This is a genomic window from Enterobacter sp. 342, from assembly GCF_036663495.1.
In the GTDB taxonomy this organism is placed as follows: Bacteria; Pseudomonadota; Gammaproteobacteria; order Enterobacterales; family Enterobacteriaceae; genus Enterobacter.
Genome location: NZ_JAWUEI010000005.1, coordinates 193,405 through 214,618 on the forward strand (window position 1 = coordinate 193,405; position 21,214 = coordinate 214,618).

Here is a 21,214-nt window from a genome sequence, read left to right on the forward strand (position 1 = left end):
ACTACAACCATATCATCACAAGTGGTCAGACCTCCTACAAGCAAGGGAGCTTTTCTTTATGATGATTTTGAGCATTCTCGCAACCGTTGTTCTGCTCGGTGTGTTGTTCTATCACCGTGTAAGTTTATTCCTGAGCAGCCTGATTCTTCTGGCCTGGACGGCTGCGCTTGGCGTCGCAGGTCTCTGGAATATCTGGCTTTTAGTCCCTCTTGCCATCATTCTTCTGCCGTTTAACTTTGCCCCGATGCGTAAATCCATGATCTCTGCACCGGTGTTCAAAGGTTTCCGCAAAGTGATGCCGCCAATGTCGCGTACTGAAAAAGAAGCGATTGATGCCGGCACGACCTGGTGGGAAGGCGACCTGTTCCAGGGCAACCCGGACTGGAAAAAGCTGCATAACTACCCGCAGCCACGTCTGACTGCTGAAGAACAGGCCTTTATTGACGGCCCCGTGGAAGAAGCGTGTCGTATGGCAAATGACTTCGCCATCACCCATGAAATGGCCGATCTGCCGCCAGAACTGTGGGCGTACCTGAAAGAACATCGCTTCTTCGCGATGATCATCAAGAAAGAGTACGGTGGTCTGGAATTCTCCGCTTACGCTCAGGCTCGTGTCCTGCAAAAACTGGCTGGCGTCTCTGGGATCCTGGCCATCACTGTCGGCGTACCTAACTCCTTAGGCCCGGGCGAACTGCTGCAGCATTACGGTACGGAAGAGCAGAAAGATCACTACCTGCCGCGTCTGGCACGTGGTCTGGAAATCCCTTGCTTCGCGCTAACCAGCCCGGAAGCAGGCTCCGATGCGGGCGCGATTCCGGATACCGGCGTGGTTTGCATGGGTGAGTGGCAGGGCGAGCAGGTTCTCGGCATGCGCCTGACCTGGAACAAGCGCTATATCACTCTGGCGCCTATTGCCACCGTGCTGGGTCTGGCGTTTAAACTCTCTGACCCGGAAAAACTGCTGGGCAACGAAGAAGATCTGGGCATTACCTGTGCCCTGATCCCAACCTCGACCCCAGGCGTTGAAATTGGTCGTCGTCACTTCCCGCTGAACGTACCGTTCCAGAACGGTCCAACGCGCGGCCAGGATATCTTTGTACCGATTGATTACATCATCGGTGGTCCGAAAATGGCCGGTCAGGGCTGGCGCATGCTGGTGGAATGTCTGTCTGTAGGTCGCGGTATTACCCTGCCGTCAAACTCCACCGGTGGTCTGAAATCTGTGGCGATGGGAATTGGTGCGTACGCTCACATCCGCCGTCAGTTCAAAATCTCCATCGGCAAAATGGAAGGTATTGAAGAGCCGCTGGCACGTATCGCGGGTAACGCCTATGTGATGGATGCTGCCGCCACCCTGATTACCTACGGCATTATGCTGGGCGAGAAACCAGCCGTACTGTCCGCGATTGTGAAGTACCACTGTACCCACCGTGCGCAGCAGTCGATCATTGATGCGATGGATATCGCGGGCGGTAAAGGCATTATGCTCGGTGAAGGCAACTTCCTCGCCCGTGGTTATCAGGGTGCGCCTATCGCGATCACCGTTGAAGGGGCGAATATTCTGACCCGCAGCATGATGATCTTCGGTCAGGGTGCCATTCGCTGCCATCCATACGTGCTGGAAGAGATGGCCGCTGCGCAGAACAACGACGTAGATGCCTTCGATAAGCTGCTGTTCAAACATATCGGTCATGTGGGTAGCAATAAGATGCGCAGCTTCTGGCTCGGTCTGACCAATGGCCGTACCAGCGCTACGCCAACCGGTGATGCGACGAAACGTTACTATCAACAGCTGAACCGTCTGAGCGCTAACCTGGCTCTGCTGTCTGACGTTTCTATGGCGGTGTTGGGTGGTAGCCTGAAGCGTCGCGAACGTATCTCTGCTCGTCTGGGAGATGTGCTGAGTCAGGTGTTCCTGGCCTCTGCGGTCCTGAAGCGCTACGACGATGAAGGTCGTCAGGAAGCGGATCTGCCGCTGGTCCACTGGGGCGTACAGGATGCGATGTATCAGGCAGAACAGGCTATTGACGATTTGCTGGCGAACTTCCCGAACCGTTTTGTGGCTGGGGCCCTGCGCGTGGTGATCTTCCCGACCGGTCGTCATCACCAGGCACCATCCGACAAGCTGGATCACAAAGTAGCGAAGATCCTGCAGGTCCCGAGCGCAACCCGTTCACGTATCGGTCGTGGTCAGTATCTGGCTCCAACCCCGCATAACCCGGTGGGTCTGCTGGAAGAGGCGCTGCTGGACGTAATGGCTGCCGATCCAATTCACCAGAAGATCTGCAAACAGCTGGGCAAAAACCTGCCGTTTACCCGTCTGGACGAACTGGCAAAACAGGCACTCGAAGGTGGCATTATCAATAAAGATGAAGCTGCCCTGCTGGTGAAAGCTGAAGAGAGCCGTCTGCGCAGTATTAACGTGGATGATTTCGAACCGGACGAGCTGGCGACGCAGCCAGTAAAGTTGCCGGAGAAACACAGCAAACCTGAAGCTGCGTAACGCGTTTCGCTTGCACGAACCCCGCCCTGCGCGGGGTTTTTTATTGCCACATTTTCTCGTTATGTCGTGCTACAGTGTCAAAAAGTGGTCGTTTGAGGAGTCTGAATTGTGCCTGGTCTGAAGATTTCGATTTTGCAGCAACCGTTAGTGTGGATGGATGGCCCCGCCAACCTGCGTCACTTTGATCGTCAACTGGAAGGTATTACCGGGCGTGATGTGATTGTCCTGCCGGAGATGTTCACCACCGGCTTCGCGATGGAAGCGGCTAAACAGTCGATGCCGCAGGAAGAGGTGGTTGCCTGGATGCATGCCAAAGCGCAGCAGACCAACGCGCTGATTGCGGGCAGCGCCGCCCTGCAAACCGAGCGCGGGCCGGTGAACCGCTTCCTGCTGGTTGAGCCAGAAGGGAAAGTGCATTTTTACGACAAACGCCATCTGTTCCGTATGGCGGATGAACATCATCACTATGAAGCCGGAAATGAGCGCGTGGTGTTTGAATGGCGCGGCTGGCGTATTCTGCCGCTGGTCTGCTATGACCTGCGCTTCCCGGTGTGGTCACGCAACCGCAACGATTACGACGTAGCACTGTATGTCGCCAACTGGCCTGCGCCACGCTCCCTGCACTGGCAGTCGCTGCTGGTGGCTCGCGCGATTGAAAACCAGGCATACGTGGTGGGCTGTAACCGCGTGGGGACTGACGGCAACGGGCATCACTACCGTGGCGACAGCCGGGTGGTGAATCCGCAGGGTGAGATCATTGCCACCGCCGAGCCGCATCAGGCGACGCGCATTGATGCGGAGCTGTCGTTGACGGCGTTGCAGGAGTACCGGGAGAAGTTTCCGGCATGGCAGGATGCGGATCCGTTTAGCATTGGCTGAAATTTTCCCCCTCTCCCAAAGGGAGAGGGAGGATAAAACATTAACTCACCAGCGCCTGCCCGTCTTTTCGGCTTTCCGTCGCGGCCACGTAGTGCCCTTCCGGCAGACGGTAAATCACCTGCGCACCGCCGAAGTTGTAATCCTGAAGCGGATCTTCCACCACGATCTGATGTCCGCGCTCGCGCAGCGCGGCAATCGTATTGCGATCGAACGTCGACTCAACGATCACCTCCCTGCCCTGCACCACGCGCCAGCGCGGGGCATCAATTGCCGCCTGCGGGTTTTGCCCGTGCAGCATGATGCGTAACGCCATTTGCATGTGCCCCTGCGCCTGCATTGGCCCGCCCATCACGCCGAAAGACATCAGCGGTTTTCCATTACCGTCCATCGCAAAGCCAGGAATAATGGTGTGGAACGGACGTTTGCCACCCGCCAGCGCGTTCGGGTGATTCGGATCCAGCGAAAAACCACAGCCCCGGTTTTGCAGGCTGATCCCCGTGTCAGGCACTACAATTCCGGAGCCAAAGCCCATATAGTTGGACTGAATAAACGAGACCATCATCCCGCTGGCGTCCGCGGTGCTGATGTAGACCGTGCCGCTTTGCGTCGGCGATCCATAGACGAAATCAGAGGCGTTATCCTGATCGATCAACGCAGCCCGCGATTTCAGATAGCTATCGCTCAGCAGCGCTTTGGCAGCGAATTCCATGTGTTCTTCATCCGCCACGTAGCGGTCGAGATCCGCCAGCGCCAGCTTCATCGCCTCGATGGAGAGATGCAGAGACTGCACGGAATCCGGGTGATATTTCTCAATGCCGCACTGTTCCAGAATGCCGAGCGCAATCAGCGTGGCGATCCCCTGGCCATTGGGTGGAAGCTCCTGCACCGAACCGCCCGCAAAATCGCACGACAACAGTTCAACCCAGTCTACGCGATGGTTTGCCAGATCGTCGGCAGTAAGATGTGCGCCATGTTCTTTGGCAAAAGCGGCAATTTTCTGCGCCAGCTCGCCACGATAAAACGCTTCGCCATTGGTTTTGGCAATCAGCTCCAGTGAGTTTGCCTGCGCCGGGTTACGGAAGATTTCCCCCACGCGCGGTGCACGACCTTCCGGGGCGAAGCAGGCGCTAAAGCCCGGCTGATCTTTCAGCTTGTTATAGCCGCGTTGCCACAGATGACCAATCAGCGGGGAGACTGGGAAACCGTTGCGCGCGTAATCAATGGCAGGCTGTGCCAGCGTGGTCAGCGGTAGTGTGCCGAAGCGTTCCGCCAGTGCGACCCAGCCGGATACCGCACCCGGTACCGTCACTGCATCCCAGCCAATTTCCGGTACCGCGGTTTTGCCAGCGAATAGATCGGCATGCCAGCTGGCAGGTGAGCGGCCCGATGCATTAAGACCGTGGAGCTTTTCCCCATCCCAGACAATGGCAAAGGCATCGCTACCAATACCATTCCCGGTGGGCTCGACCACTGTCAGCACCATCGCCGTAGCAACGGCCGCATCAACGGCATTCCCGCCCAGCTGCAGCATCTTCATGCCCGCCTGTGCCGCCAGCGGCTGCGAGGTCGCAACAGCGTTATACCCCATCATCGGTGGGCGTCGTGAATCATAACCGGAAGTGAAATCAAGCGCTTTGGTCATCATGACTCCTTAGTCGTGGCGCGGATCGAGCGCATCGCGCAGCCCGTCGCCGAGTAAATTAAAGCCCTGCACGGCAAGGAAAATCGCCACGCCGGGGAATACCGACATCCACGGAGCCTGCTCCAGGAAACCTTTCGCCGTATTGAGCATCGAGCCCCATGACGGATTTGGCGGTTGCTGTCCCAATCCCAAAAATGACAGGCTGGCTTCAGCGATAATCGCCGAGGCAATCGCCAGCGTAGCCTGCACCAGGATTGGCGACATCACATTCGGCAGGACGTATTTGATGATGATCCAGCGGTCCGGTAGGCCGATCGCCCGAGCGCCGTCGATGTACTCTTCATTGCGAATCGCGATCACCTGCCCACGTGTCAGCCGGGCGAAGATTGGCATCGCCGAGAGACCAATGGCGATCATTGCATTCGTCAGGCTTGGGCCTAAAAATGCCCCCAGCGCGATCGCCATGATCAGGAACGGACAGGCCAGCAGCGCTTCGATAAAGCGCGAAATCACGCCATCCCACATTTTCTGGAAGTAACCCGCCACCAGCCCCAGCGGCACACCGATGACAACGGCAATCACCACCGACATACAGCCTGCCATCAGCGAGGTGCGTGCTCCCCAGATAATGCGAGATAAAATGTCGCGCCCCAGCTCGTCGGTGCCGAACCAGTACATCGCCGACGGTGCTTTGCGCACCGCCAGGAAGTTGGCTTTGACCGGATCAAACGGCGCAATCCACGGCGCCAGCAGCGCGAGCAATACAAAGAAGCCCACAATCACCGCACCAATCACCGCACTTTTGTTCGCGAGGAATTTTTTCAGCACCCGGTTTTGCGCACGCGGCAGTGCAGGCACAACGGTTTGAGTCGTCAGTTCTGCCATCATTAACCTCGCATTTTCGGGTTGATAAGAACGTAGAGCACATCGGCCAACAGGTTGAGCATCAGGAAGCCAATCGCCACAATCAGCACCACGCCCTGCACCACCGCGTAGTCACGGTTAAACACCGAATCGACGATCATTTTGCCGAAACCCGGAATAGTGAAGACCTGCTCGGTCAGCACCGCACCACCCAGTAACTCGCCAAACAGCAGCGTGGTGAGAGTGATCACCGGCACCAGTGCATTGCGAAACGCATGCTTTAAGATCACCGCTTTTGGCAGCAGCCCCTTAGCCCGTGCGGTACGGATGTAATCGGCTTTCAGCACCGCAATCATCGACGCACGGGTATGGCGCATCAGCGTCGCCGCCAGGCCGGTTCCGAGCACGGACGCGGGCAGCAGCAACGTGCGCAGGTTCTGGAGCGGATCTTCACTGAACGGCACGTAGCCGGACGCGGGTAGCCATTGCAGATTCACCGAAAAGACCAGAATCAGCAGGATCCCCAGCCAAAAGTGCGGTATTGAGATCCCTGAGATCGCCACAAAGTTAGCCCCATGATCGACCCAGCTGTTTTTGTTTACCGCTGCGAGGATCCCCATGCTGATGCCAAACACCAGCGCAATGATCATCGCCAGCAGAGACAACTCCAGCGTCACCGGCAACTTACTGGCTATCAGCTGAGTCACCGGCTCATGCGTGCGTAAGGAGACGCCCAGATCACCCTGTAGCGCGCGCGTCAGCCAGTTAAAATACTGCACGGGGATCGGCGCATCGAGGTTCAACTCCGCACGCAGTTGAGCGATGACCGCCGGATCGCGTTCCTCCCCGGCCATCGCAATCAGCGGGTCACCAGGCAGCAGCTTTTGCAAGCCAAAGACCATCATGCTCACCAACAGAAGCGTCGGGATGGCCAGCAGCAGACGTTTGCAAATCAGTTCCAGCATGGGTTCTCCTCAGGACGTTTATTTTGCCAGCGTCAAACCGGCCAGACGCACGATGCCGTCCGGGTAAGGTTTAAAGCCCTGTACGCTTTTGTTCAGACCAAAAATACGCGGCTCAAAGTAGAGGTAGGCAATCGGCATATCGGTTTGCAGTTGCTTCACCACTTTCTCGTACAACGGCTGGCGTGCGGCCTGATCGGTGCTCTGACGCGCCTGAGTCAACCATTCATCTACCTGAGCATTACTGTAACGGCCGTCGTTTAAAGTGCCTTTGCTGTTAATGAAGCCAAAGATGCTGCCATCCGGATCGGGACGACCGGACCAGCCGGAGAAGCTCAGTTGATAGTCACCGCTCTGCTGGCGATCCAGCAGCGTGGCGAATTCCGTCATTTGCAGATTGAGGTTAAAGCCCGCCTCCGCCACCATCGCCTGCAGCACCTGACCGACCTGCTGCGATGTTGGGTTGTTCGGCACCAGCAGGTTGACGGTCAGCGGCGTGGTGACGCCTGCCGCTTTCAGCAGCGCTTTGGCTTTGTCGACATCGCGCGGTGGTATCGGCAGGTTGACGTGATACGGGCTCACCGTTGAAAACGCCTGGTTGGCTGGCGAATACAGCCCTTCAAAGACCACCTGGTTTAGCGCATCGCGGTCAATTGCCTGCGAGAACGCTTCACGCACCCGGGCGTCTTTGAACGGATCGTTCGCTGGCACCTTCCCGTTATTAATGTTGAAGGTAATCCCCTGATAACCCAGACCGGTGACCTTCGCCAGCGCCAGCTTGCTGTCAGCCTCCACAGTCTTCACGTCGCTGGCGGCAATGCCTTCCGTCAGATCGAGATCGCCTGCTCGCAGGTTCGCCAGACGCACAGAGGCATCCGGGATCGGCAGATAGATAATCTTGTCGAAGTGGTAAGCGCCTTTATTCCAGTAGTTGTCGAAACGCGTCAGAACGATACGATCCTGAGAGACACGGCTGTCGAACTTATACGGGCCAGAACAGACCGGATGCGCGGTAAAATCCTGTTTTTTTGCCGCTTCGGGTGCCATCATCGCGCCCGCGCGGTCGGTGAGTTGCATCAGCAGCGCGGCGTCCGGCGTTTTCAGGTGCAGGGCAATCTGCATCGGGCCCGTGACCTCAACCGACTCCACTGAGGAAATCTCACTTTTACGCAGGGAGCCTTTTAAGGTCAGGGCACGGTCGAGGTTGTATTTTGCGGCGGCAGCATCGAATTTCTCACCGTCGTGGAAGGTGACGCCCTCGCGCAAATTCAGGGTGAGGGTTTTACCGTCGTCGCTCCACGCCCAGTCTTTAGCCAGACCGGGGACAACCTTCAGATTTTCATCCACGTCCACCAGCCTGTCGCACAGGGAGGCAAACACGAAGCGGCCATAGTAAGTGCGCGCCAGATGCGGGTCGAGCATGTCCGGATCGGCCCCCAGACCAATTCGCAGCACACTTTCAGAATGGGCGGGCAGCACCGCGCCGAGCAACATTACACTTCCCAGTACGGTCAAAAGAGAATTACGCATTGTCATTATCATGAGTTCCTTGAAGGAAGGGAGGAGTGAGATGCCGCGTATTCAAACAGCGCGCGGCGGCGCAGAAAGGCAGCAGATGGCGGTGCTATCTGAATTACACTGCGATCGCGATTAATGTCCTGCCAGCGATGACAGGCAACCTGACGTCCGCCTTCAAGCACCTGATTAATCGGCTCAACCTGGCGGCATTCGTCGGTGACGTATGGGCAACGGGTGTGGAAGCGACAGCCGGACGGCGGGTTGGCCGGGTTGGGCAAATCCCCCTGTAGCAGCGGCGCGTCACGTTCAACACCTGGCTGCATCTGGGGCGCAGAGGCGATCAATGCCTGGGTATAAGGGTGTAGCGGCGCATCAAAAATTTCGTCAACCGTCGCAAGCTCAACAATTTGCCCAAGATACATCACCGCCACGCGGTCACTCATGTGGCGGATAACGGCCAGGCCGTGGGCGACAATCACCATCGTCAGCCCCAGTTGGTGCTTCAGGCTTTCGAGCAGGTTCACTACCTGCGCCTGCACCGAGACATCCAGCGCCGAGACGGGTTCGTCGCCCAACAGCAGTTTCGGCCCCGAAGCCAGCGCTCGTGCAATGCCAATACGCTGACGCTGTCCTCCCGAAAACTCATGTGGGTAGCGCCCGGCCCAGGCGGCAGGGAGGCCAACGGTTTTAAGCAACTCGGCAACACGGTACTGACGATCGACTTTTTTCATGTTCTGGTGCAACCACAGTGGTTCACCGACAATCTGCTCGACCGTCATACGCGGGTTCAGCGAAGCGAAGGGATCCTGGAAAATAATTTGCAGCTCGCGCCGGAGCTGATTCAGGCGTGCCCCCGATGCGTGGGTGATCTCCTCGCCCTGATAAAACACGCGCCCTTCGCTGGCGGCAAGCAAACGCAGAAGCAGACGACCCAAGGTGGATTTTCCGGAACCTGACTCCCCCACAATCGCCAGCGTTTCCCCCGGCATAACGGCAAGCGAAACGCGATCGACCGCCGTGACAAACCTCGCCGGGGTAAACAGTTTTTTCGGGCCGGGGAAGATCTTGCTCAGGTCACGGGCTTCGAGGATGGGCGTAGTCATGCAATTTCTCCCAGGGCAATGTGTTGCTCCAGCGGCACACGGAAACAGGCAACCTGATGACCCGCGCCGAGTGTATTGAGCGAAGGTTTTTCATCATGGCAGCGCGGCTGCGCAAACGGGCAACGGGTAGCGAAACGGCAGCCTTTCGGCATGGATTCTGGCAGTGGCACCGAGCCAGGAATGGTGGAAAGCTGCCCCTTACGTGCCCCAAGAGAAGGAATCGACCCCATCAGACCGATGGTGTACGGATGCTGCGGATCGGCAAAGATCGCCTCAACGCTTCCCTGCTCCACCACCTGACCGGCATACATCACCGCCACCTGCTGAGCGACTTCTGCCACCACACCTAAATCGTGGGTGATCATCAACACCGCGGTACCCGTATCTGCTTTTAAGGTGTTGAGCAAGGCGAGGATTTGCGCCTGAATGGTGACATCCAACGCCGTGGTCGGCTCATCGGCAATCAGCAGTTTGGGATGGTTAATCAACGCCATGGCAATCATCACGCGCTGGCGCATACCGCCGGAAAGCTGGTGGGGATATGCCTTGAGCCGCATCTCTGGCGCCGGGATCTGAACCTTTTCCAGGATTTTCAGCGCAACGTTCATCGCTTCTGTACGCGGCACGTTCTGATGGCGTATCACTGCTTCGCTGAGTTGATCGCCCAGCGTAAACGCCGGATTGAGCGAAGTCATCGGCTCCTGGAAAATCATCGCCAGTTCGCTACCACGCAGATTGGCGTATTCCCGTGGCGAAAGCTTGCGGAGATCATGACGGCGAAACTGCATCTCCCCGCTGACGATCTGCGCGCTGGAGGGGAGTAAACCCATTAACGCCAGTGAGGTGATACTTTTGCCGCAGCCAGACTCCCCCACCAGCGCCAGAGTTTCGCCCGCTTTAATCGTCAGTGAAATACCATCAAGTACGCTCACCGGCGAGCCGGCGAATTTAACGTTGAGATTATGCAAGTTCAGTACAGGCGCAGTGTCCTTAAACGGGATCGTCGTCATAGCGTGAAGTCGTCCTCAAGGTGGATCGCCTGAATCAGAGCGGTTTGCAGGCAAAGCAGATGCTCGCGCATGGCCGCCGCTGCTTCATTTGGCTGGCGATGGATAATCGCGGACATGATCTTGTGATGATGGTCGTTGTAACTATCGACACGTTCGGGTGTGCGGGCTAATTCACGCAGATGCTGCCAGCCCGGTTCACGTCTGACGGCATCAATGGCATCAAACAGACCGAGCATCAGGCGATTGCCCGCAGCCTCTGCAATCGCCCGGTGAAATGCGCTATCCCACAGTTCGTTGAGATCACGGTCATCCGGGTTGACCTTATCAATGCGTTCCAGCATGCGCTGCATCAGCGCGAGGTTTTCCCTGGTGGCACGCAGTGCCGCAAGCCGGGCAAGGCCGGGTTCGAGCTGCAGACGAGCTTCCATCACTTCCAGAAGGTTAGTTTGCTGAACCAATCCCTGAAGGGCCAGCGGTTCAACCGGGGCAGCCGGACCGATAAAGGTCCCTTTGCCCTGTTTACGCCAGATGCGCCCCTCTTCTTCCAGCACATCCAGCGCACGACGCACTTCACGTCGTCCTACGCCGAGAGTTTCCGATAGCTCACGTTCTGTGGGCAGCGGAGTGCCTGGTGTTGACTCGTGCTGGTTGATTAGCCCGCGCAGTTGTTCAAGCGCGGTGCTGGAATTTGCCAGAAACCGTGACGGTTTTTCCATATTGGTTCGCTCGCTTTCATCATTACTTTATTTTTATTAACGATAAGTTATTGATATGGAATGAAGCTTATCGTGCTAATGATTAAGCAATAACCAAACCAATATTCAATTGGTTCAGGTAATTTTTGGAAAGTGAGTGATAAGAGGATGATTTTTCGTGATTTATATTTACAAAGTGACACACCCCGTCAGATGCCAGAAGAGACAACAGGAGGTTAAATGCACACTACCAGTGCAAATAATGCACTAATGTTGTGCATATGTTAATTAATTGCACCGCTAAAATTAACTTTTTGTTAATAAAAGAAGGAAAGGAAATTCAGAAAGTAGAAACGACGAAGGCCTGAATCATTTCTGATTCAGGCCTTCTGAATAGTGGCGGAACGGACGGGACTCGAACCCGCGACCCCCTGCGTGACAGGCAGGTATTCTAACCGACTGAACTACCGCTCCACTGTTCCCGTTTGGGGAACGAGGCGCATATTACGGTGTGCCTCTGATCTCGTCAACGCTTTTTCTCACGTTTTGAATCGTTTGCTGCAAAAATCGCCCAAACGATGATTTTACAAGCATTCCGGCGCTTTTCAGGCGCGCCACATACAACTTCCACCTTTTTTCAGCACCAGATCGAGTCGGGATTCGTGATTAAGCAGCTCTTCATCACTGGCTAAAACAACCCGCAACCGACTTGCCTGGCGGACAACACGCTGAATTCCCGCCTCACCTTGCGTCTGCTGAGATTCATTTTCCATGCTGAACTTCATTGACGTCTGTCCACCGGTCATCGTCAGATAGACATCGGCCAGGATCTGGGCATCGAGTAATGCCCCGTGCAGCGTTCGCTTGGTATTGTCTATTTCATAGCGGGAACAGAGTGCATCAAGGCTGTTACGCTTGCCGGGGAACATTTTCCTCGCCAGCGCCAGGCTGTCTGTTACCTTACAGAAGGTGTTTGTCTTCGGGATATCACGATTAAGCTTACTGAATTCATAATCCATAAAGCCGATATCGAACGAGGCGTTATGGATGACAAGTTCGGCGCCCTTGATGTATTCCAGGAACTCGTCAGCGACATCCGCAAAAGTCGGCTTATCCAGCAAGAACTCATCGGCAATACCGTGAACGCCAAACGCTTCTGGATCCACCAGCCGATCAGGTTTGAGGTAGACGTGGAAGTTGTTCCCCGTAAGACGACGGTTCACCACTTCAACGGCACCGATCTCGATAATCTTGTGCCCTTCGTAGTGCGCGCCGATCTGGTTCATACCGGTGGTTTCGGTATCGAGGACAATCTGGCGAGTAATTGCAGTGCTCATAGCGGTCATTTATGTCAGACTTATCGTTTAACTGAACGTTTCAATTACAGGAAGTCTACCAGAGATGCGTAAACAGGTAGAAATTTTCACCGATGGATCTTGTCTCGGCAACCCAGGGCCTGGCGGCTATGGCGCGATTATGCGCTATCGCCAGCACGAAAAAACTTTTAGCGAAGGCTATTTTCTGACCACCAACAACCGAATGGAGTTGATGGCGGCCATAGTGGCACTGGAGGCGTTAAAAGAGCATTGTGACGTGGTGTTAAGCACCGATAGCCAGTACGTGCGTCAGGGGATAACCCAGTGGATCCATAACTGGAAAAAACGCGGCTGGAAGACCGCTGATAAGAAGCCGGTCAAGAATGTTGATCTCTGGAAACGTCTTGATGCAGCGCTGGGCCAGCACGAGATTAAATGGGAGTGGGTAAAAGGCCACGCCGGTCACCCGGAAAACGAACGCTGCGACGAGCTGGCGCGTGCAGCCGCATCAAACCCTGCGCATGAAGATACAGGGTATCAACCCGAATCCTGATTCGTTTTTTTGTACTGCCGCGTTGCACCGACAGTTTGACGGATATGCGTTTTCGTTTTGCTCTGCTTCATTGGATTAAGCGTAAGAGGGATAGTGCGCTTACGCGCAACGATGAACTGCATACAGCCTAAAGCGGGCAAATGCGTGCTCAACAGCACACCTCCCTGCCTCGCCCAGGGGAGCACCTGAAAACCGCCGTAGCAGAGCACCTCAAAGTTTAGCAGTGAAAGCCAGTCGAGCTGGCGCATCATCGTGAACATCCGGCTGTTGTAAGGTGGAGTCTTGCGTAGTACTGGTACCAGCTTACGCAGACCCATCAAACTCAGAGGATTAAACCCGCTGAGTACCAGCCAGCCATCATCAATCAAAACACGGTCGGCTTCACGCAGCAAGCGATGGGGATCACTACACCAGGGCAGTGTATGGGCAAGCAGACACGCATCAACGGACTTTTCCGCAAATGGCAGATGCAATGGGTCTGCTTTCACCTGAACCGGCGATCCGCCGAGTGAGACATTGACCTGATGTGAGATAGCGCAGCTTTCGGTATTGATTTCCGCGCTGAGATTGCCAATCTTAAGCAGGTGAAAACCATACATTTTCGCAAGCCATGGCTTCAGTTGTTGCTCTAAGGCCTCGCGATAGTATTCACCCCAGGGCAATTCCGCCCAACGTTCCGGTGCTGCGACAGTCTGAGGTATCCTTGCCGGTTTCATCAAAACACCCGCCACGCTATAAGAGGTAATATATGAATCTTATCAGTATTCCTGCTTTTGAGGACAATTACATCTGGGTTTTGGTTGACGATGATCGTCGATGCGTCATTGTTGATCCCGGAGAAGCCGCCCCTGTATTACGTGCAATAAAAGAGAATAACTGGCAGCCAGAAGCCATTCTCTTGACGCATCACCATCACGATCACACAGGCGGCGTTCCCGAACTTCGGGCCCATTTTCCCCATCTTGTGGTTTACGGACCGGCAGAGACACAAGATAAGGGAACAACCCGGGTAGTCAAAGAAGGCGAAAAGATACTCATACACGGGTGGGAATTTTCCGTATTTGCCACACCCGGTCACACTTTGGGACATCTGTGTTTCTACAGCAAACCTTATCTTTTTTGTGGCGACACACTGTTCTCTGGAGGCTGCGGAAGACTTTTCGAAGGCACAGCAAGCCAGATGTACCAGTCTTTACAGAAAATTAATGCCCTACCCGATGAGACGCTCATTTGTTGCGCACATGAATATACATTAGGAAATATGAAGTTTTCCGTTAACATCTTACCCGAGGATCGCGCGATTCAGGATTATTATCACAAAGTGAAGGAGTTACGTGTAAAAAACCAAAATACACTCCCCGTAACTCTGAAAAATGAGCGCAAGATTAATTTATTTTTACGAACAGATGATATTGATTTAATTAATAAAATTAACCAAGAAACAAATTTGCAACAACCAGAGCAGCGATTTGCATGGTTAAGGTCAAAGAAAGATAACTTCAGATAATTGCGGGTTGCCTTTTCAAAATTTCGCCGTTATTATCGCTCGTCTTTTAAGCAACTATTGACACACACATGAAGGCAAAAGCGATATTACTCGCCTCTGTCCTGCTTGTAGGTTGCCAGTCGCAGAACGGCAGCAACGTACAACAGCACGCACAGAGCCTTTCTGCAGCTGGTCAAGGGGAAGCAGGGAAGTTTACAAGTTCGGCGCGATGGATGGACGATGGAACATCATTCGCGCAGGATCAAGACTTGTGGACCTCTATTGGCGACGAGCTAAAGATGGGAATTCCGGAAAACAGCCGGATTCGCGAACAGAAACAGAAGTATTTAAGAAATAAGAGCTATCTCCACGATGTAACGTTACGGGCAGAGCCGTATATGTACTGGATAGCCGGGCAAGTTAAGAAACGTAACATGCCTATGGAGCTGGTACTCCTACCCATAGTGGAGAGCGCTTTTGACCCACACGCAACGTCTGGCGCCAATGCCGCAGGCATTTGGCAGATCATTCCGAGCACCGGGCGAAACTATGGTCTGAAACAGACTCGCAGCTATGATGCGCGTCGTGATGTTGTCGCTTCAACGACAGCCGCTCTCGACATGATGCAACGTCTGAACAAGATGTTTGACGGCGACTGGCTGTTAACGGTCGCAGCGTACAATAGCGGCGAAGGTCGTGTACTGAAGGCAATGAAAGCGAATAAAGCACGGGGTAAATCCACCGATTTTTGGTCGCTCTCACTGCCACAGGAAACAAAGATTTACGTACCGAAGATGCTGGCATTGAGCGATATTCTCAAGAACAGCAAGCGTTACGGTGTACAACTGCCAACACCAGACGAAAGTCGTGCACTGGCGCGCGTTCGCCTCAGCAACCCAGTTGATATTCAACAAGTTGCTGATATGACGGGTATGTCGGTAAGTAAATTGAAAACCTTTAATGCTGGCGTTAAAGGCTCAACGCTGGGGGCGAGTGGCCCGCAGTACGTAATGGTTCCGCAGAAACATGCCGAACAGCTACGTGAGTCTTTAGCTTCTGGTGAAATTGCAGCCGTCCAGTCAACGCTGATCGCGGACGCTTCATCAGTCAACAGCCGCAGTTATAAGGTTCGTTCAGGTGATACGCTTTCGGGCATTGCATCACGCCTTGGCGTGACAGCAAACGATCTGCAGCAGTGGAATAACCTGCGCAGTTCAGGTCTTAAAGTGGGTCAGACTCTGACGGTGGGTGCAGGTAGCAGCGCACAGCGTCTCGCCAACAACAGCGATAGCATTACCTATCGCGTGCGTAAAGGCGATTCACTGTCCAGTATCGCAAAACGACACGGTGTGAACATCAAAGATGTGATGCGCTGGAATAATGATACTGACAATCTGAAACCAGGCGACCAGTTGACGCTGTTTGTGAAGAACAGCGCCACGCCAGACTCCTGAGAACACGATGGAAAGATAAAAAGGCACCGATTCCCCTCGGTGCCTTTTTGTTTATCCCACTTTTTGCGCTTCAGCCATGATGGTATCGCTGGTAAACGAACCATCCTCCTGTAATTCAAAGTAAGCCTTCACCTCTGCCGACGCACTCTGCTGGTACAACCGAATAGCGTGACTTAATGCGTCCGGAGTGCGCATACGGGCGATCCATGAGCTGAATTCCAGCGGTAAGCGATCGGTTATTAATGAGCGAGAAATCAACCCCGCCTCGGTAATGAGCGATAACCACTCTCCACTGGAGTAGTTTTGCACATGCGAGGTATCGCGCAATGCTTCCACTGTTTGCAGCCAGATGTTGCGTACCGGGTGTCCCGGAGACATCACATCCATAATGATAAAAACACCACCCGGCTTCAGGACACGTTTTACTTCACGTAATGCCTGGCCAACATCATGCCAGTGATGTGCGGAATAACGGCTGATAACCACCTCAAAAGATGCATCATCAAAAGGTAAGGATTCGGCATAACCCTGGCGCGTATCAATATTGTTCAACCCTTTTACCTTCGCCGCCTCTGCAACAACCGCCAGCATCTGGCTGGATAAGTCGTACGCGGTGACATGAGCGACCTGTTGTGCAGCCGTAAAACTGGCATGCCCTGCCCCGCAGCCTAAATCCAGCACATGTGCCTGCGGGAACGCAGCAAGACGCTCACCGAGACGCACCAGATCGCGGCCAGAAGCATGTACGGCGCTGCTCAGATACGCATTTGCCTGCGAGCCAAACTGTTTTTCTACGTTGTCATGATGGGAGTGTGTTGTTGTCATCGTACTGTCCTTTGTTGGTAAAAAATAAAGGGCAGCACCCGAACAGGCCTGCCCCACGGCAGACCTGACTCACCATGTTTAATCAGGTTTGCCGGGACTGAATTCCACTAGTAGAGGATTGTGATCGGAGGCGCGCGTCACCAGAACGGAGGCGTCATGCACGCTCAAACCGCGATAGAAGACAAAATCGAGAGGACGACCAAAGGCTTTCTTGCGTTGGTCATCGCTAAAACGAACTTCACGCAACGACATCTCGCGCGCAAAGCGATACAGGGCATTCATGCGCGGACGACTCCAGGCATTGAAATCGCCTGCCATGATGATAGGTCCGCTGTGATGAGCAATCTGATCGCCAATTGGAAGTAACTGCTTACTATACACATCCACACCCAGGCTGAAGTTTACCGCATGGATATTCACGACCATCAGCATTCGGGTGTCCGGCAACGGGTAGACCGTTACCAGCGCCGATTTCGCCAGACGAAGGATGGGCTCACGTTCGCGCAGTGGGCAGCAATAGACCGGATGCGCAGAAGAGAGAGTCATCACACCTGAGGGATGTTGCGGCAGGACAAACGCGGGAACCTGATCAGCGGCAAGATAGTTTGTGGTGGCAAACCGCACCAGCTCAGGGGTGGTTTGCGCCTCCTGGAGCAGAACCAGATGGGCATCTTTGCCAAAATTCTTGAGTACCGATAACCATTCCGCACGTTGCTGCTTAAAAATATTCCACACCAGCACCCGAATTTTTTCATCACTGCTTAACGGGGTTCCGGCAGGTAAAGCCTGGCTTATGCTCGCAAACGACCCCGGAGGCAAGATCCTCTCCGCTGGCATTCCGGCAACATAACGCATGGCATAGGTATTTTTTCGCACTTTTGGAAACAGCCTCTGTAACATGAACCAGCCCTGAAAACGGACTGGTTCTAATGTTATAGGGACTTTAGGTTATACTTTCAACGCAATTTCTGAGAAACCGCTTTCCAGTTTTGTAAGCAAGCACTTACTGATGTTAACCCAGTGCTACCCGAGCTGGTCTATCAAGGCGTCCACTCAGACCAATCAACAGGAAGGCGACAAGCACGATCGCAGCACCAATCCATGGCGTTTGCGCCAGCCCGAAATGTTCAACCGTCTGCCCGCCCACAATGGAGCCAATAGCAATGCCGATATTAAAAGCGGCAATGTTCAGGCCGGATGCTACATCCACCGCGTTCGGCGTATACAGTTCTGCTTTCTGTACCACATAAACCTGAAGGCCCGGCACGTTACCGAAGGCAAAGATCCCCATGACCAGGACCGTGGCCAGTGCGGCGTATTGCATTGATGCAGTGAACTGGAACACCAGCAGCAAAACAACCAGTGCTGCAAAGATGAATTTGAGAGCGGGAACCGCACCATGTTTATCTGCCAGTTTGCCGCCCCAGATGTTACCTATTGCGACGGAGATGCCGTAGCCAAGTAAAATCCAGCTCACCGCATTCGGGGAGAAGCCGGCAAGATCCTGCATCATCGGCGCAAGGAAAGTAAAAGCAGTGAATACACCACCATAGCCCAGTGCGGTCACGGCATAAATGATCAACAGGCGCGGATGCGTCAGAACCTTTAGCTGATCGCGCAGGCTGGCGCTCGCACGACCAGGTATATTCGATGGCACAAGCAGAAGACTAGCTACCAGAGCAATCACACCCAGTAAAGAAACTGCCAGGAAGGTTTCACGCCAGCCGAAGTGTTGGCCGATAAATGTCCCCAGCGGTACGCCTGTAACAAGCGCGACAGTCAGTCCGCCAAACATAATCGCTATGGCTGATGCCGCTTTCTCTTTGGGTACCAGACTTGTGGCAATAGTAGAACCAATTGAGAAAAAGACACCATGAGCAAGGCCGGTCAGCAGGCGGGCAATCACCAGTGTGGTGTAATCCGGGGATTGCCAGGCCAGAACGTTACCCGCGGTGAACAACACCATTAGCGCCACCAACAGTTGCTTGCGAGGGAATCGTCCGGTGAGTGCCGTCAATACAGGCGCACCGACAGCAACACCCAGTGCATAAATAGATACCAGCAGTCCGGCAGATGGCAGCGAAATCGCAAGCTGGTCGGCGATGGTAGGAACCAGTCCTACGATAACAAATTCGGTCGTGCCAATTGCAAAGGCACTGATCGTAAGGGCAAGTAGCGCCAGTGGCATAAAATACTCCGTCTCTTCAGGATTAAGATGACAAAGAGTATGCGCCAGTGCTTAAATAACAAAAATGGTCAAAATATCAATAGAATTTTGCGGGTGGTGCAACAATGAAAGCAACATCGGAAGAGCTGGCAATCTTTGTCGCCGTCGTCGAAAGTGGCAGTTTTAGCCGTGCGGCTGAACAGTTAGGGCAGGCTAACTCGGCCATTAGCCGCTCGGTGAAAAAACTGGAGATGAAACTTGGAGTCAGTCTGCTCAACCGAACGACTCGGCAGCTCAGCCTGACGGAAGAAGGAGAGCGTTATTTCCGCCGCGTGCAATCCATCCTGCAAGAAATGGCCGCTGCCGAGACGGAGATTATGGAAACCCGTAGCACACCACGTGGATTACTGCGCATTGATGCAGCAACACCGGTTGTGCTTCATTTTCTGATGCCGCTGATCAAACCTTTCCGCGAACGCTATCCGGAGATGACCCTCTCTCTGGTCTCCTCAGAGACGTTTATCAATCTTATCGAACGGAAAGTGGATGTGGCTATCCGGGCGGGAACCCTCACAGATTCAAGCCTGCGTGCCCGCCCACTGTTTGCCAGCTACCGCAAAATTATCGCGTCACCGCAGTATATTGCAGAGCATGGCAAACCTGAGACAGTTGAAGAGTTAAAGCAGCATCTGTGTCTGGGCTTCACGGAGCCTGTGTCGCTGAACACCTGGCCTGTTGCTTGTCATGATGGCCAGTTGCATGAAATCGCTTGTGGGTTGTCATCCAACAGTGGGGAAACGCTAAAGCAGTTGTGTCTCGAAGGGAATGGAATCGCTTGCTTGTCTGACTATATGATTGATAAGGAGATTGCGCGTGGCGAACTGGTGGAACTGATGGCAGATAAACGTCTGCCGGTCGAAATGCCATTTAGTGCGGTATATTACAGCGACAGAGCGGTGAGTACGCGCATTCGTGCCTTTATCGACTTTCTGAGCGAGCATGTAAAAACAGCTCCCAAAGGAGCTGTGTGAGGGTTTCAGGATACAAAGGGTGGGGTCAAACTTAATCCCAGTGAGGGGCTAACCCTTCCGGGCTGACCAGGCGATCGTTGCAATCCAGTGCGGCGATCGCTTTTTTGTCTTCGTCGTCGAGCTGGAGATCCCGTGCTAACAGGTTACTGGCCAGGTTTTCACGTTTGGTTGAAGAAGGGATAACGGCATAACCTTCCCCCATTGCCCACGCCAGGATGACCTGCGCTGCAGTCACATTATGTTTTGCTGCGATGCGTGCAATCACTTCATCTTTCAATGCTTTGCCATAAGCCAGCGTCATATAAGACGTAATATGAATGCCATGCTGTTTTGCCCAGTCAACCACTTTGCGGTTTTGCAGGTAAGGTGACAGTTCAATCTGGTTAGTCGCAATATTTTCTGCGCCAACGGCCGCAATTGCTTTTTCCATCAGCGGAATAGTGAAGTTAGAAATACCAATTTCACAGGTTAAGCCCTGCTTTTTCGCTTCCAGCAATGCCTGCATGAATTCTTCCACTGAAACAGCATCATTCGGTGAAGGCCAGTGGATCAGCGTCAGATCGACGTAATCAGTGCGCAGTTTTTTCAGGCTCTCTTTCAGGCTGGGGATCAGCTTGTCTTTGCTGAGATTCTCAATCCAGATTTTCGTGGTGATAAACAGTTCATTACGCGGTACACCACTCTCTTCGAGAGCCTGACCAACAGCAGCTTCATTTTCATAAATTTGTGCCGTATCGACGGTGCGATAGCCAAGTTCAAGAGCAGTTTTTACAGATGCGATAACAACGTCGTCTTTCAGGCGGAAAGTGCCGAGACCAAATGCAGGGATAGTCATAATATTCCTCAATCGTTATGTTCGTAGACTGAGGACGATTATCGCTGGCGGGGTTATAGAGAAAAAGATCGCAAAATGCAGAGGATTTTTGCTGATTTAGCAATAATTAAACGTCAGATAAGAAAAAAGCCCTGAGCATTAACTCAGGGCTTTTAATAAGTGGCGGAACGGACGGGACTCGAACCCGCGACCCCCTGCGTGACAGGCAGGTATTCTAACCGACTGAACTACCGCTCCACCGAAGACTGCTTGTAACCACCGGATTAATGCACCGGCTTACTACTTAATTTGATACCTGGCAGTTCCCTACTCTCACATGGGGAGACCCCACACTACCATCGGCGCTACGGCGTTTCACTTCTGAGTTCGGC

General features: G+C 53.9%; 19 protein-coding genes, 2 tRNA genes and 1 rRNA gene. 6 read left to right on the forward strand and 16 right to left on the reverse strand.

The features are described from left to right. The first annotated feature begins 58 nt into the window (after positions 1 to 58). A complete protein-coding gene (fadE, locus tag V6E55_RS06485; RefSeq protein ID WP_316942406.1) occupies positions 59 to 2,503 on the forward strand; it encodes an acyl-CoA dehydrogenase FadE in 2,445 nt (814 codons plus the stop codon). A 108-nt stretch (positions 2,504 to 2,611) separates the two neighbouring features. Beyond that, on the forward strand, positions 2,612 to 3,382 hold the full coding sequence (locus V6E55_RS06490; protein ID WP_049007181.1) for an amidohydrolase: 771 nt from the start codon (positions 2,612 to 2,614) through the stop codon (positions 3,380 to 3,382). Positions 3,383 to 3,422: 40 nt separating this feature from the next. On the opposite strand, the gene V6E55_RS06495 is transcribed toward V6E55_RS06490, so the two are convergent. The 9 genes from V6E55_RS06495 to dnaQ form a co-directional block, all read right to left on the reverse strand. Next, complete coding sequence (locus tag V6E55_RS06495; RefSeq protein ID WP_316942411.1) at positions 3,423 to 5,024, reverse strand: gamma-glutamyltransferase family protein; 1,602 nt, start codon at positions 5,022 to 5,024, stop codon at positions 3,423 to 3,425. Positions 5,025 to 5,033: 9 nt separating this feature from the next. After that, positions 5,034 to 5,909: an ABC transporter permease gene (locus V6E55_RS06500; protein WP_114978088.1), complete on the reverse strand. Its 876-nt coding sequence runs from the start codon at positions 5,907 to 5,909 to the stop codon at positions 5,034 to 5,036. Between the two features lie 2 nt (positions 5,910 to 5,911). Next, positions 5,912 to 6,853 (reverse strand): ABC transporter permease, encoded by a 942-nt coding sequence (locus V6E55_RS06505; RefSeq protein ID WP_028017733.1) that lies wholly within the window; start codon positions 6,851 to 6,853, stop codon positions 5,912 to 5,914. Positions 6,854 to 6,871: 18 nt separating this feature from the next. Next, a complete protein-coding gene (locus V6E55_RS06510; RefSeq protein WP_316942407.1) occupies positions 6,872 to 8,386 on the reverse strand; it encodes an ABC transporter substrate-binding protein in 1,515 nt (504 codons plus the stop codon). Between the two features lie 2 nt (positions 8,387 to 8,388). Next, a complete protein-coding gene (locus V6E55_RS06515) occupies positions 8,389 to 9,471 on the reverse strand; it encodes an ABC transporter ATP-binding protein (protein ID WP_316942408.1) in 1,083 nt (360 codons plus the stop codon). After that, entirely contained in the window at positions 9,468 to 10,481 is a 1,014-nt protein-coding gene (locus tag V6E55_RS06520) for an ABC transporter ATP-binding protein (RefSeq protein WP_316942409.1), read from the reverse strand. Before V6E55_RS06520 ends, V6E55_RS06515 begins: the two co-directional genes overlap by 4 nt. Continuing rightward, on the reverse strand, positions 10,478 to 11,197 hold the full coding sequence (locus V6E55_RS06525; protein ID WP_114977830.1) for a FadR/GntR family transcriptional regulator: 720 nt from the start codon (positions 11,195 to 11,197) through the stop codon (positions 10,478 to 10,480). Before V6E55_RS06525 ends, V6E55_RS06520 begins: the two co-directional genes overlap by 4 nt. Before the next feature lie 376 nt (positions 11,198 to 11,573). Beyond that, a tRNA-Asp gene (locus V6E55_RS06530) sits at positions 11,574 to 11,650 on the reverse strand. A 131-nt stretch (positions 11,651 to 11,781) separates the two neighbouring features. Then, entirely contained in the window at positions 11,782 to 12,513 is a 732-nt protein-coding gene (gene dnaQ / locus V6E55_RS06535; protein ID WP_207220708.1) for a DNA polymerase III subunit epsilon, read from the reverse strand. 64 nt (positions 12,514 to 12,577) lie between these two features. Here dnaQ and rnhA point away from each other — a divergent pair, with 64 nt between their 5' ends. Then, positions 12,578 to 13,045 carry a ribonuclease HI gene (rnhA, locus tag V6E55_RS06540; RefSeq protein WP_014882660.1) on the forward strand — a complete coding sequence of 156 codons (468 nt, stop codon included), beginning with the start codon at positions 12,578 to 12,580 and terminating at the stop codon, positions 13,043 to 13,045. On the opposite strand, the gene V6E55_RS06545 is transcribed toward rnhA, so the two are convergent. Beyond that, the gene (locus tag V6E55_RS06545) at positions 13,030 to 13,761 is read right to left on the reverse strand and encodes a class I SAM-dependent methyltransferase (protein WP_114978086.1); all 732 of its coding nucleotides are present in this window, start codon (positions 13,759 to 13,761) and stop codon (positions 13,030 to 13,032) included. The genes rnhA and V6E55_RS06545 overlap by 16 nt on opposite strands. A gap of 32 nt (positions 13,762 to 13,793) precedes the next feature. On the opposite strand from V6E55_RS06545, the gene gloB reads away from it, so the two are divergent. After that, positions 13,794 to 14,552, forward strand: a complete 759-nt coding sequence (gene gloB, locus V6E55_RS06550; RefSeq protein WP_129996635.1) for a hydroxyacylglutathione hydrolase — start codon at positions 13,794 to 13,796, stop codon at positions 14,550 to 14,552. Between the two features lie 68 nt (positions 14,553 to 14,620). After that, positions 14,621 to 15,985, forward strand: coding sequence for a murein transglycosylase D (gene mltD / locus V6E55_RS06555; RefSeq protein WP_129996636.1), 1,365 nt, complete (start codon positions 14,621 to 14,623; stop codon positions 15,983 to 15,985). 51 nt (positions 15,986 to 16,036) lie between these two features. Here mltD and V6E55_RS06560 read toward each other — a convergent pair whose 3' ends face one another. From V6E55_RS06560 to V6E55_RS06570, 3 genes are all read right to left on the reverse strand, one after another. Next, positions 16,037 to 16,810, reverse strand: coding sequence for a class I SAM-dependent methyltransferase (locus tag V6E55_RS06560; protein WP_236920959.1), 774 nt, complete (start codon positions 16,808 to 16,810; stop codon positions 16,037 to 16,039). A gap of 78 nt (positions 16,811 to 16,888) precedes the next feature. After that, positions 16,889 to 17,686, reverse strand: coding sequence for an endonuclease/exonuclease/phosphatase family protein (locus tag V6E55_RS06565; RefSeq protein ID WP_114978085.1), 798 nt, complete (start codon positions 17,684 to 17,686; stop codon positions 16,889 to 16,891). Between the two features lie 136 nt (positions 17,687 to 17,822). After that, positions 17,823 to 18,998 (reverse strand): MFS transporter, encoded by a 1,176-nt coding sequence (locus V6E55_RS06570; RefSeq protein WP_114977825.1) that lies wholly within the window; start codon positions 18,996 to 18,998, stop codon positions 17,823 to 17,825. Between the two features lie 104 nt (positions 18,999 to 19,102). Between V6E55_RS06570 and yafC the strand changes: the two genes are divergently transcribed. Next, a complete protein-coding gene (gene yafC, locus V6E55_RS06575; protein ID WP_236920960.1) occupies positions 19,103 to 20,008 on the forward strand; it encodes a DNA-binding transcriptional regulator YafC in 906 nt (301 codons plus the stop codon). 31 nt (positions 20,009 to 20,039) lie between these two features. On the opposite strand, the gene dkgB is transcribed toward yafC, so the two are convergent. From dkgB to rrf, 3 genes are all read right to left on the reverse strand, one after another. Further along, the gene (gene dkgB / locus V6E55_RS06580; protein WP_236920961.1) at positions 20,040 to 20,843 is read right to left on the reverse strand and encodes a 2,5-didehydrogluconate reductase DkgB; all 804 of its coding nucleotides are present in this window, start codon (positions 20,841 to 20,843) and stop codon (positions 20,040 to 20,042) included. Positions 20,844 to 21,003: 160 nt separating this feature from the next. Further along, positions 21,004 to 21,080: transfer RNA gene (locus V6E55_RS06585), tRNA-Asp, on the reverse strand. A 56-nt stretch (positions 21,081 to 21,136) separates the two neighbouring features. Further along, positions 21,137 to 21,214: ribosomal RNA gene (rrf, locus tag V6E55_RS25775) — 5S ribosomal RNA — on the reverse strand; the annotation flags it as partial.